This is a genomic window from Amycolatopsis samaneae (assembly GCF_039541975.1).
Lineage (GTDB): Bacteria > Actinomycetota > Actinomycetes > Mycobacteriales > Pseudonocardiaceae > Amycolatopsis > Amycolatopsis samaneae.
In genome coordinates this window covers 449,637-462,129 of sequence record NZ_BAABHG010000007.1, presented here as the reverse complement: position 1 = coordinate 462,129, position 12,493 = coordinate 449,637, and the positions used below count along the sequence as shown (strand labels likewise).

The 12,493-nt window shown below is 69.3% G+C and carries 11 protein-coding genes; 7 read left to right on the top strand and 4 right to left on the bottom strand.

Annotated features, from left to right (window positions below):
- The first annotated feature begins 1 nt into the window (after position 1).
- Complete coding sequence (locus ABD987_RS21250; RefSeq protein ID WP_345396078.1) at positions 2–1,099, top strand: DUF4034 domain-containing protein; 1,098 nt, start codon at positions 2–4, stop codon at positions 1,097–1,099.
- Positions 1,100–1,163: 64 nt separating this feature from the next.
- On the opposite strand, the gene ABD987_RS21245 is transcribed toward ABD987_RS21250, so the two are convergent.
- Positions 1,164–2,201: an aspartate-semialdehyde dehydrogenase gene (locus ABD987_RS21245; RefSeq protein ID WP_378214172.1), complete on the bottom strand. Its 1,038-nt coding sequence runs from the start codon at positions 2,199–2,201 to the stop codon at positions 1,164–1,166.
- Positions 2,201–3,466: an aspartate kinase gene (locus ABD987_RS21240; protein ID WP_345396075.1), complete on the bottom strand. Its 1,266-nt coding sequence runs from the start codon at positions 3,464–3,466 to the stop codon at positions 2,201–2,203. Before ABD987_RS21240 ends, ABD987_RS21245 begins: the two co-directional genes overlap by 1 nt.
- A 229-nt stretch (positions 3,467–3,695) precedes the next feature.
- Between ABD987_RS21240 and ABD987_RS21235 the strand changes: the two genes are divergently transcribed.
- The 4 genes from ABD987_RS21235 (at position 3,696) to ABD987_RS21220 (ending at position 7,993) form a co-directional block, all read left to right on the top strand.
- Complete coding sequence (locus ABD987_RS21235; RefSeq protein WP_345396072.1) at positions 3,696–4,289, top strand: nitroreductase family protein; 594 nt, start codon at positions 3,696–3,698, stop codon at positions 4,287–4,289.
- Positions 4,290–4,405: 116 nt separating this feature from the next.
- Positions 4,406–5,581 (top strand): Fic family protein, encoded by a 1,176-nt coding sequence (locus ABD987_RS21230; protein ID WP_345396069.1) that lies wholly within the window; start codon positions 4,406–4,408, stop codon positions 5,579–5,581.
- Positions 5,582–5,666: 85 nt separating this feature from the next.
- Positions 5,667–7,142 (top strand): alpha/beta fold hydrolase, encoded by a 1,476-nt coding sequence (locus tag ABD987_RS21225; protein ID WP_345396066.1) that lies wholly within the window; start codon positions 5,667–5,669, stop codon positions 7,140–7,142.
- Between the two features lie 20 nt (positions 7,143–7,162).
- Positions 7,163–7,993 carry a trypsin-like peptidase domain-containing protein gene (locus ABD987_RS21220; RefSeq protein ID WP_345396063.1) on the top strand — a complete coding sequence of 277 codons (831 nt, stop codon included), beginning with the start codon at positions 7,163–7,165 and terminating at the stop codon, positions 7,991–7,993.
- A gap of 48 nt (positions 7,994–8,041) precedes the next feature.
- On the opposite strand, the gene ABD987_RS21215 is transcribed toward ABD987_RS21220, so the two are convergent.
- A complete protein-coding gene (locus tag ABD987_RS21215) occupies positions 8,042–8,407 on the bottom strand; it encodes a hypothetical protein (protein ID WP_345396060.1) in 366 nt (121 codons plus the stop codon).
- Positions 8,408–8,651: 244 nt separating this feature from the next.
- On the opposite strand from ABD987_RS21215, the gene leuA reads away from it, so the two are divergent.
- Positions 8,652–10,439, top strand: a complete 1,788-nt coding sequence (gene leuA, locus ABD987_RS21210) for a 2-isopropylmalate synthase (RefSeq protein WP_345396057.1) — start codon at positions 8,652–8,654, stop codon at positions 10,437–10,439.
- Between the two features lie 85 nt (positions 10,440–10,524).
- A complete protein-coding gene (locus ABD987_RS21205) occupies positions 10,525–11,514 on the top strand; it encodes a helix-turn-helix transcriptional regulator (protein ID WP_345396054.1) in 990 nt (329 codons plus the stop codon).
- Here ABD987_RS21205 and ABD987_RS21200 read toward each other — a convergent pair.
- Entirely contained in the window at positions 11,505–12,419 is a 915-nt protein-coding gene (locus ABD987_RS21200) for an SDR family oxidoreductase (RefSeq protein WP_345396051.1), read from the bottom strand. The two genes, ABD987_RS21205 and ABD987_RS21200, sit on opposite strands and share 10 nt — an antisense overlap.
- Positions 12,420–12,493 lie beyond the last annotated feature (74 nt).

Below are 12,493 nucleotides of genomic sequence, written 5' to 3'. Positions count from 1 at the left end.
GATGCTTTCCCTGCTGTTCAAGCCGAAGGAACGCAAGGCCGTGTTCGCGCTGATGAAGGAGGCCAAGCGCCGCGGCGTCAGCGTCGAGGACCTGATGGACGTCCTCACCCCGGAGGAGCTGGCCGAGTTCATCCCGCCGGACAAGAAGGAGCGCCCCGTCGACGTCACCAGATGGGGGCTACCGGCGGACGGCGAGATCACCACGGACCGGTTCTTCGTCGACCTCGCGCTGGCCGAGGCGGACACGGCCGCGCGCGCCGGCGACTGGGCCCCCGCCGCGGAGCTGCTCGCCGAGATCGGCACCGACTGGGACCGCCGTGCCGCCGTCGTCTCGTCACTGGGCGACGCCGCCGCGCACGACGACACGTGGCTCAAGGCGTGGCAGGCCGCGCGGCCGGGTGACCCGGACGCCGCCGTCGTGCACGCCGAGGGCCTGGTCGGGCTGGCCTGGCAGATCCGCGGCGGCTACACCGCCGACCAGACCAGCCGCGAGCAGTTCACCGGGTTCTTCCGCGTGCTCGAACAGGCCGAAGCCGCCACCCGCGCGGCGACCGAGCTGGCGCCGGAGGACCCGACGCCGTGGGGCACCATGATCACCCTCGCGCGCGGGCGGCAGTACGAGCACGAGCAGTTCCGTCCACTGTGGAACGAGCTGGTGACACGGGCGCCGCTGCACCGGGCCGGGCACATCCAGGCGTTGCAGTACTGGTGCGCGAAGTGGCGTGGTTCGCACGAGCGGATGTTCGCCTTCGCCGAGGAGAGCGCCGCGAAGTCGCCTTCACTGGCCGTCCTGGCGTTGCAGGCCGCGCACGAGGCGGAGATCGGCGACGCGCCCGCGTGGAAGACGAAGCAGGTCGACGCCGCGCTGGACCGGTTGCTGCCGTGGCTCGACGAGGCGGGCGCGCGGCACCCAGCCGTCCGCGAAGACCGCGCGTACGCCGCGCTCGCGCTCGTCGAAGCCGGACGGCACGGTGAAGCGGTCGGACAGTTCCGGAAGCTCGGGACACACGCCGACGGCGACGTCTGGTCCTACTACGCCGTGCCGAAGCGGAAGTTCCTGACCACGCGGTACCGGGCCTGTCGTCACGCCCGCCGCTGAAGCCTCTGAAGGCCACCTTGAGGGAACTAAAGTCCCTCAAGGTGGCCTTCAGAGGCCGTCGGGATCAGTGCTGGGCGGCGATCAGTTCGGCGATCTGGACCGCGTTGAGCGCGGCGCCCTTGCGCAGGTTGTCGTTGCTGACGAACAGCGCCAGCCCCCGCCCGCCGTCGACGCCGGGGTCGACCCGGATCCGGCCGACGAAGCTCGGGTCCTGGCCTGCCGCCTGCAGCGGCGTCGGCACGTCGGTCAGCACGACGCCGGGAGCGCCCGAAAGCAGTTCCGTCGCACGCTCGGCGGAAAGCGGCCGCGCGAACTCGGCGTTGATCGAGAGCGAATGTCCGGAGAACACCGGAACGCGCACACAGGTCCCGGACACCCGCAGTTCGGGGATGCTCAGGATCTTGCGGCTTTCGTTGCGCAGCTTCTGTTCCTCGTCGGTCTCGAACGAGCCGTCGTCCACAATGGACCCGGCCATCGGCAGCACGTTGAACGCGATGGGCCGCACGTACTTGGCGGGGGCGGGGAAGTCCACCGCCGCGCCGTCGTGGGTCAGCTCGGCCGCGCGCGCCGCGACCGCGGTGACCTGACCGGCCAGCTCGTCGACACCGGCGAGGCCGCTGCCGGACACCGCCTGGTACGTGCTGGTGACCAACCGCACGAGGCCCGCTTCGTCGTGCAGCGGCTTGAGCACCGGCATCGCGGCCATCGTGGTGCAGTTGGGGTTCGCGATGATCCCCTTGCGCGCTTCCCCGACCGCCTGCGGGTTGACCTCGCTGACGATCAACGGCACGTCGGGATCCATGCGCCACGCGGAGGAGTTGTCGATCACCGTGGCACCCGCCTCGGCGAAGCGCGGCGCCTGCGCCCGCGACGTCGAACCGCCCGCCGAGAACAGCGCGATGTCCAAACCGGACGGATCGGCGGTCGCCGCGTCCTCGACGAGGATCTCGCCGTCCCGCCACGGCAGCTTGGAGCCCGCCGAACGCGCGGAGGCGAAGTAGCGGAGCTCGGCGATCGGGAAGTCCCGCTCCGCCAGCAACCGCCGCATCACCGCGCCGACCTGGCCGGTCGCGCCGACCACACCCACCCGAAGACCCGCCATCAGCGACCACTCCCCGCGTAGACGACGGCTTCCTCGTCGCCGCCGAGTTCGAACGCCTCGTGGATCGCGCGCACCGCTTCGTCCAGCTGCGCGTCCCGGATCAGCACCGAGATCCGGATCTCCGAGGTGTTGATGATCTCGATGTTCACGCCCGATTCGGCCAGCGCCTCGCAGAACGTCGCCGTGACACCGGGGTGCGAGCGCATCCCGGCGCCGACCAGCGACACCTTGCCGACGTGGTCGTCGTAGAGGACCGACTCGAAGCCGATCTCGTCCTTGACCTTCTCCAGTTCCTGGACCGCCTTGGCGCCGTTGGCCTTGGAGAGGGTGAACGTGATGTCGGTGCGCCCCGACACGGTGCTGGACACGTTCTGCAGCACCATGTCGATGTCGATCTCGGCGGCCGCGACGACCCGGAAGATCCGGGCGGCGGCACCCGCGTGGTCCGGCACGCCGGTGACCGTGATCTTGGCCTCCGACCGGTCGTGCGCCACACCGGTGATCAACGCTTGTTCCACGGGGATCTCCTCGATAGAGCCGGTCACCGTGGTGCCCGGCTTGTCGCTGTAGGAAGAACGGACTCGGATGGGGACGCCGTAGCGGCGCGCGTACTCGACCGAACGCAGGTGCAGGATCTTCGATCCGCTCGCCGCGAGTTCGAGCATTTCCTCGTACGGAATGGTTTCCAGCTTGCGCGCGTCCGGCACGATCCGCGGGTCCGCGGAATACACACCGTCCACATCGGAATAGATCTCGCAGACGTCGGCGTTCAGCGCCGCGGCGAGCGCGACGGCGGTGGTGTCCGATCCGCCGCGGCCGAGGGTGGTGATGTCCTTGGTGTCCTGCGCGACACCCTGGAAACCGGCGACCAGCGCGACGTACCCCTGTTCGAGAGCTTCGGTGACCCGGCTCGGGGTGACGTCGATGATGCGCGCGTTGCCGTGCACCGACGTCGTCACGACCCCGGCCTGTGAACCGGTGAACGACCACGCCTCCGCGCCCTGGGCCGAGATGGCCATGGCGACCAGCGAGTTCGAAATGCGCTCACCCGCGGTGAGCAGCATGTCCATCTCCCGCTCCGGCGGGGCCGGATTGACCTGCTGGGCCAGATCGAGCAGCTCGTCGGTGGTGTCACCCATCGCCGAGCAGACCACGACCACGTCGTTGCCCGCCTTCTTCGTGGCGACAATCCGTTCCGCTACGCGCTTGATCCGGTCGGCACTCTCCAGCGACGAACCGCCGTACTTCTGGACCACGAGGGCCACGCCCGAACCTCCTACACGGGCCGGGCGGCTCCACCGGTGGGCACCGATAAGCCCCCGAGTCCCTTACTTTGGGCAAAAGCCTACCGGGGTCGGCCCGGCTCGCCACCCTCGTAAGTGGCCCCGGCCACTCGGCGGAGCCCATTCCGAAGTAAATATTCCTTAACACCAAGGAAATACGCGGAGCCCTTCCGTTCGAGTGACGGAGAGCACTCCTTGCTACGGTCGGCGGATGCGCAAGCCCGCCGAGACAAGCCTCCCCATCGAACCGGTCATCGCCGAACGCTGGAGTCCCCGCGCGTACGACGAGTCGGCCACCGTGTCCGCCGAGCAGGTCACCGCGTTGCTCGAAGCGGCCCGCTGGGCACCGTCGTTCGGCAACACCCAGCCCGCCCGCTACCTCGTCGGCCTGCGTGGCGACGAGACCTACGAGCGGATCCTGGCCGCGCTCAACTCCGGCAACCAGGCCTGGGCCCACCGGGCGGGCCTGCTGCTGGTCGGCGTCATGGTCACCACGAACGAGAAGGGCGAGGTGCCCTACGCCGAGTACGGCCTCGGCCTGGCGAGCCAGAACCTCGTGCTCCAGGCGGTGTCCTCGGGGCTCATCGCGCACCAGATGGCCGGGTTCTCCGCGGACGCCGTCCGCGAGTCCTTCGCGCTGCCCGCCGAGGTGATCCCGAAGGTCGCCATCGCCGTCGGCTCGCCCGCCGACGCGTCGGTGCTCGGCGACGAACGCGGCGTCCAGCGCGAGCTGGCACCGCGGCGGCGCGTCCCGCTGTCGGAGTTCGCCTACGCCGGCACCTGGGGCAAGCCGGTTCAGCTTTGAATTACACCCTTGTGATTTAAGGAAACTGGGCTGATTCTTTAAATCGCTCGCCGAGAATGCAAGGATGCTTGAGAACCTGCAGCGAACATGAAAGCTTTGCCTGCTAAACTTTAAAAGTGCAGGTAGAAGACTTCGCCGAATCGCCCGTGGGCACCCTGGTCCCAGTCACCGGCCACGACGCCCGGCTCGACCGGCCCTACCACCATCACGCCTTCCTGCCCCGGGCGCTCCCGGCGACCGTGGAGCTGACGCCCGGCTCATACAAGATCATCAGCGAGGCCGACCGCGCGCTCGGGGCGCTGGACGTCCGGATCGAACGACTGCCGAATCCCCAACTGCTCGTACGCCCTTCACTCACCCGCGAAGCAGTGAGCACCTCGGCGCTGGAAGGCACCTACGCTCCCTACGCCGACGTCCTCGAAGCCCAGTACGGCGACGACAGGGAGACCACCGCCGAGGTCCGGGAAGTCCAGAACTACGTGCGGGCCGCGCTCCACGGCCTGCACCTGATCGAGCGGAAACCCCTCTGCCTCAACGTCATCTCGGAACTGCAGTCGGTCCTCGTCAAAGGAACCCGAGGCGACTCCTACGACGCGGGACGGCTCAGGGAACGTCTCGTCTGCATCGGTGACCGCGGCCGGGGTATCGAACAGTCCCGTTTCGTGCCACCGCCCCACGGCGACGCGCTGCGGGATGGCGTCAGCGACTGGGAGAAGTGGATCAACCACGACCAGGAGATGCCGGTTCTGGTCAAGGTCGCGCTCGGCCACTACCAGTTCGAGACCCTGCATCCCTTCAGCGACGGCAACGGCCGGATCGGCAGGCTCGTGATCACCCTGCAGCTGATCCAGGAGGAGATCATCCGGCACCCGGTGCTCAACCTGTCACCCTGGCTCGAGCCACGTCGTGAGGACTACATCGACCATCTACTGGCGGTCAGCAAAACAGGCGACTTCGACCCGTGGGTCAGGTTCTTCGCCGAAGCGGTCAAGGCACGGGCCAAGGCGGCGGCCGACACCATCGACAGGCTCATCGGTTTCTCGAACGAGGTCGTCGAAACCATGAAGAAGACCGGCGCCCGCGGCGCCGTCCTCGATCTGGCGGCCACGCTGATCGGCTACCCGATCATGACCGTTCCCAAGGTGCAGGCGGATCTCGGCGTTTCCTACCCCACGGCCAACAGCGCGGTTTCGAGGTTGCGAGAAGCCGGTTTTCTCCGCGAGCTGACGGGGCGCAACTACGGGCGGATGTACATCTGTGATCGGGTGTACGACGAACTCGCCGAAAGCTGAACCACCCGGCAGTTGCGTCTCGTTGTCACGAAGCTGTCACAGTGCGCGCACGGCGTGACGACACGGCACTGCCAGCGTGACCTTCATGACGACGAAGACGCTCAGGGCCGGGGTGATCGTCGCCTCGGCGACGATGGCGGCGGGGCTGGCGAGTACGCCGGCCCCAGCGGCGCCGGTTTCGGAAACGCTTTCCTGGAGTCTCTGTTCGGCGGTGGCCAAGGACTGGCCCGGCGGACAGGACGACAAACGCACCGAGTGCGCGATGCTCACGGTCCCGCTGGACTACGCGAACCCTCAGGGACGCAAGATCAAGATCGCGGTCAGCCGGATCAAGGCCGCCGATCCCGCCAAACGCCGCGGCGTGCTGGTGGCCAACCCGGGCGGACCCGGTCTCGCGGGCAACCTCGACTTCCCGATCGGGATCACGAACGGCGGACTCGGAACCCTTGCCGCCGACCACGACCTGATCGGGTTCGATCCTCGCGGCACGAGCTACAGCGACAAGATCGACTGCCGGGAGACCTCCACCCCGGCGCTGCCACCCACCGCGACACCCAAGGAAAAGGCGAAGGCGTTCTTCGACCGCCAGGCCGAGGACAACAAGCGGTGCGCGGCGGTCGACCCGGACTTCACCCGGCAGCTCACCACCACGAACATCGCGCGCGACGTGGACGCCATCCGGGCCGCGCTCGGTGAATCGAAGATCAGCTTCTTCGGGGTGTCCTTCGGCACCGCGATCGGCGCGAACTACCGGTCGCTGTTCGACGGCCGGGTGGACCGGATGTGGCTGGACTCGGTGATGCCGCCGGTCATGGACGGCCCCGCGATGAACGCGACGCTCGACCGGCTCGGCGAGCAGAACTTCGGCGAGTTCGTCCCGTGGCTGGCGAAGCACGACTTCGAATACCACTTCGGCACGTCCGACGAAGCGGTCCGGAAGACGATCTTCGCCCTGCGTGACAAGCTCGGCCGCGAGCCGAGGGTGATCGACGACCAGACGGTGCTCGACCGCGACTGGGTGACCGCTCGGCTGGACGGCGGCCCGCGCAGCTGGATCTCCTCGGCGAGGGACCTCGCCACCGTGCTCGAGGGCGGTGTCCCGCGCTCGGCACGCCCCACCACGGAGAACGCGCGGACGTTCGGGTTCGAGAATCCGCACGGCGGGCTGAACTCCTTGCAGTACAACGCGATCATGTGCAACGACGGGACCGGTGGCCGGGACTTCGAGGCGATGTGGGCGGACAAGCTGGCCCGTACCCGCGCCTATCCCGCGACCGGCGGTCACCTGCAGTTCGGGATCTACTGCGCGGGCTGGCCGTTCGCCGCGCGGCCGTGGGCGCCGGTCAAGGGAAACAGCCCGCTCCAGCTGTCCGGGCACACCGCCGAGGACACCACGCCCTACGCCTGGGCCGTGGCCACGCGGGACGCCGTCGGCGGCACCCTGCTCACGATCCAGGACGGCCAGCACGCCTCGTTGAGCCGGACGCCGTGCGCGGCGAAGGCGATCGACTTCTTCCGCACCGGCCGCGTTTCCGGGGGCACCTGCCCCGGCGCGCAGTGAACCCCCGAACGGAGACGCCCATGTTCCGGCGCATCGGCGCGGCACTCGGTGCCGCGATCCTCGGCCTGACCCTCATGACCCCGTCCGCGGAGGCCGCGACGGTGGACCTCGCGGGCACCGTCGACATCGGCGGCTGTTCGGGCGCCCTCGTCCGGATGCCGGGCTCCCGTGACGGCGACCGGGCGTTCGTCCTGACGAACGGGCACTGCTACGAGGGCACCTGGCCCGTCCCGGACGAGGTCCTCGTGGACAAACCGTCCCACCGCACGTTCGCCCTGCTCGACGGCGCGGGCACCGCGGTCGCCACCCTGCGCACGGCGAAGGCCGCGTACGTGACCATGACGGGCACGGACGTCTCGCTCTACCAGCTGAACGAGACCTACGCGCAGCTCGAACGGCAGTACCACGTCCGCCCGCGCACGGTGTCGGCCCAGCGGCCGGCGCCGGGCACGGACATCCGGGTCGTTTCCGGGAGCTGGAAGAAGATCTTCGCCTGCGGCCTCGACCGGTTCGCCTACCGCGTGCTGGAAACGGGCTACGTGACGAAGGACGTCCTGCGCTACACCTCCGCGTGCGAAACCGGCCCCGGGACCTCGGGTTCACCGGTCGTCGACGCGGCGAGCGGCGAGATCGTCGGCATCAACAACACCAGCAACCGCGAGGGCGGCCAGTGCACGGAGAACAACCCGTGCGAGATGGACCGCGACGGCGTCATCACCGTCCACAAGGGCATCGGCTACGCGACGCAGACGTACTGGCTGACCACGTGTGCCGGCCATGGCAACCGGCTCGACCTCGGCAAACGCGGCTGCCTGCTGCCGAAGCCGGGACAGCGGCTCACCGCGCGATGACCTGCGGCGTGGTCGCCGGGCACCCCGCCCGGTGACCACGCCGGAAAATCAGGAGGCGCCGCCGACGCGGCGGATGATCTTGGCCAGAATCGCCGAGACGACGAGCCAGAACACCGCGGCGATGCCGTAGTTCACCAGCACGCGCAGCTTCGCGTCACTCGGCTCGAAGAGGTCCTTGAACCCGAGCGACAGGCTGTCCGCCCAGCCGCGGGTGAACGAGACGATGCCGTTCATCGGGTTGGCCTCGCCGATCACGAAGATCACGTGCAGCGCCAGCAGCGCGGCGAAGATCAGGCCGAGCCAGCGCACGACGCTCGCGACGATCGACGCGGTCCGCTCGCGGGCCCTGCGCCAGTCGATCTCGGCCCGCTGCTTCGCCTGGCTCTCGTCGGCCGACTCAGCGTGTTCACCCATGCACGGCAGTCTGGCACGTCACTACCCCATTCGCTACCCGCTGGTAACACGGATGGCCGACCCGGCGTAACGGTTGCGTTGCGACCGGCTCTCCCCGGCGACGCGGCTCGTGGGTTATGGTGAGCCCGTGGCGCGTGCTCTCCTGCTTCGCTGCCGCGACGGGGCCTGACGGACCGGCTCCCTGTCGCGGGGCTTCGTAGTGCCGCCGGTCGACCGGACCGACCCTTCAGGAGAACCACCCCTCATGAGCACGCCAGATCCTCGTATCGCTTCCAGTCGCGTACGCAAGCCCTCGCGGCCCGCTCCCGCCGACCAGCCCGTCTGGAACACCCAGCGCGGGACGTCGATGCCCGTGCACCGCTACCGTCCGTGGCACCGCCTGGTCGAGGACATCGACCTGCCCGACCGCACCTGGCCCGCCAAGCGCATCGAGCGCGCGCCGCTGTGGTGTGCCGTCGACCTGCGTGACGGCAACCAGGCCCTGATCGACCCGATGTCGCCCGCGCGCAAGCGCAAGTTCTTCGACCTGCTCGTCCGCATGGGCTACAAGGAGATCGAGGTCGGCTTCCCGGCGGCTTCGCAGACCGACTTCGACTTCGTCCGCGAGATCATCGAAGAGGGCGCGATCCCGGACGACGTGCACATCCAGGTGCTGACCCAGTGCCGTCCCGAGCTGATCGAGCGCACCTTCCAGGCGTTGGAGGGCGCGCCGCGCGCGATCGTGCACATCTACAACTCGACGTCGATCCTGCAGCGCCGGGTCGTGTTCCGCGAGGAGCGCGAGGGCATCAAGAAGATCGCGACGCAGGCCGCCGACCTGGTCGTCGAGTACGCGGGGAAGTACTCCGACACCGACTTCCGCTTCCAGTACTCGCCGGAGTCCTACACCGGCACCGAGCTGTCGTACGCGGCCGAGGTGTGCAACGCGGTCACCGAGATCTGGAAGCCGACGCCCGCGAAGCCGGTGATCCTGAACCTGCCGGCGACCGTCGAGATGGCCACCCCGAACGTCTACGCCGACTCGATCGAGTGGATGAGCCGGAACCTGGAGCGTCGCGACAGCGTGATCCTGTCGCTGCACCCGCACAACGACCGCGGCACCGGCATCGCCGCCGCCGAGCTGGGGTACCAGGCCGGGGCCGACCGGATCGAGGGCTGTCTGTTCGGCAACGGCGAGCGCACCGGCAACGTCGACCTCGTCGCGCTGGGCATGAACCTGTACAGCCAGGGCATCGATCCGCAGATCGACTTCTCCGACATGGACGAGATCAAGCGGACCGTCGAGTACTGCAACCAGCTGCCGGTGCACGAGCGCAGCCCGTGGGGCGGCGACCTGGTGTTCACCGCGTTCTCCGGTTCGCACCAGGACGCCATCAACAAGGGCCTGGACGCGCTGAAGGACGCCGCGAACAAGGAGGGCGTCCCGGTCGACGAGTACGCCTGGGAGGTCCCGTACCTGCCGATCGACCCGAAGGACGTCGGCCGCACGTACGAGGCCGTGATCCGGGTGAACTCGCAGTCCGGCAAGGGCGGCGTCGCCTACATCATGAAGTCCGAGCACCAGCTGGACCTGCCGCGCCGCCTGCAGATCGAGTTCTCGAAGATCATCCAGCGGCACACCGACACCGAGGGCGGCGAGGTCGACCCGGCCACCATGTGGAACGCGTTCTCGGCCGAGTACCTGGAGCCGAGGACGCCGCTGGAGCTGGTCTCGCAGCGGGTCACCGACACCGGCGGCGGCGAGTACGACATCGTCGCGAAGGTCCGCGTCGAGGGCGACGAGCACGAGATCTCCGGCACCGGGAACGGGCCGATCGCGGCGTTCTTCGACGCACTGTCCACTGTGGGCTTCGACCTGCGGCTGATGGACTACAGCGAGCACACGCTCTCGCCGGGCGACGACGCGCGGGCGGCGTCGTACATCGAATGCGCGATCAACGACCGCGTGTTCTGGGGTGTGGGCGTCGACCCGTCGATCGTGACGGCCTCGCTGCGCGCGGTCGTTTCCGCCGTCAACCGCGCCAACCGATAGTTCTGCGACGGTCCGTGGGGGCCTCCTTGAGGGACTCCAGGTCCCTTGGGGAGGCCCCCACGGACTTTTACGGTTGGGTGGAGGTATGAAAGCGGAGAGGCTGGTTGCGCTGCTGTTCACGTTGCAGCGGCGGCGGAGTGCGACGGCGGCGGAGCTGGCTGCGGAGCTCGGCGTCTCCGAGCGCACCATGCACCGTGACCTCGCCGCGCTGCGGGACGCCGGGGTTCCACTGTGGACGGAGCCGGGCCGGCACGGCGGCTTCCGGCTGGTGGACGGCTGGCAGGCCCGGCTCGACGGGCTCACCGCGCGGGAGGCGGTCGCGCTGTTCGCGCTCGGGGTGCCGGACGCGCTGGCCGGGCTCGGGCTGGGCACCGCGGTGTCCGCCGCGCACGCGAAGCTGGCCGCTGGCATGCCGGAGGACCTTCGCGAACAGGCCGAACGCGTCGCGGGCCGGTTCCATCTGGACGCGCCGAGCTGGTTCCGCGCCGAGGACGACGCCGCCGAACTCGCCGCGATCGCCCGCGCGGTGTGGGCTCAGCATCGCCTGGACGTGCGCTACCGGCGCCGGGACAAGCTCGCCGAGCGGGTGCTGGAACCGCTCGGGCTCGTGTTGAAGGCGGGCACCTGGTACCTCGTCGCCCGTGTCCCCGCCGACGACGCCCTGCGCACCTACCGCGTCTCCCGGATGACGTCGGTGATCGATCTCGGGGAACGCTTCGAGCGTCCGGAAAACTTCGATCTCGCCGGGTGGTGGCGCGAGTCCTCGGCGGAGTTCGAGGTGGTCGCGCGGCCGGTGCGGGTCCGGGTCCGGCTGAACCGCGACGCCGTGCACGGGCTGCGCCGGGTGTTCCGCGCCGAGCACGTCGCCGAGACCGTTGTCTCGCTCGGCGAGCCCGGCGAGGACGGCTGGGCCGAGGCCGAACTCGCGCTGGAAAGCCGCGAAATCGCCCTCGGCCAGCTCACCGCGCTCGGCCCCGGCGTCGAGGTGCTCCAGCCGCCGGAGTTGCGGGCCGCGCTCGCGGACATCGGCACCGCGATCGCGGCCCGCAACTCCGGCCTCCCGGATCAGCGATAGCCGGTGGTGTCGGCGGCCTTGCCCGCGTGCTCGACCTCGACGATGTAGCGCCACGCGTCGGGACGGCTGCCGTCGACGTCGTCGATGCCGTACACCTTCGCGAGCTGCCCGCTGGAGACCGTCTGTCCCGTCCAGCGGTTCCGGTCCGGATCCGCGGCCAACGCCGCCACCGCGCGGCCGGAGAACGCCGGCGTCTCCGAGATGGCGAAGTGCGGCACCTTTTCCAGCGCGTCCCGCCAGGTCTCCTCGGTGACGCCGAAGTGGTCCAGCATCGCCTCGGACCGCAGCCAGCCCGGGGTGAACGCGACCGCGGTGCAGTCGTGCGCGGCCAGTTCGGCGGCCTGCGCGATGGCGAGGAGGTGCGCGTTGGCCTTCGTGACGTAGTAGGGCAGCGACGTCCCCTCGCGGTAGTGCGCGTTGAACTCGGCCGTGCCGTCGGTCATCTCGACCACCAGCCCGCCCGGTCGGCGGATCATCAGCGGCAGCAGGAAGTGACTGGTGATGACGTGCGCGTCGATGCCGAGCCGGAACATCCGCAGCCCGTCCTCGAGCGAGTGTTCCCACACCGGCTTGCCCCAGCCGAGATAGCGGTCCCCGCCCCAGAGTCCGTTGACGAGGATGTCGAGCCTGCCCTCCTCGGCGTCGATCCGCTTCGCCAGCGCCTCGACCTGGTCGGCTTCGAGGTGATCGGCGCGGATCGCGACCGCCTTCCCACCGGCCGCCGTCACCAGGTCCGCGGTGTCCTCAATGGACTCCGGCCGGTCCACTTCGGACCGCCCGGCCCTGGTGGTGCGGCCGGTGACGTACACCGTCGCGCCCGCGCGGCCGAGTTCGACCGCGATCGCCCGGCTCGCTCCGCGCGTCCCGCCCGCGACCAGCGCGACCCTGCCCGACAGTTCGTTCATCCATGCTCCCGTGTCCGTCGTGGAAAACCCTGTACCGACCACGATCGGCCCTAACCATGACAACTGCCGTCATG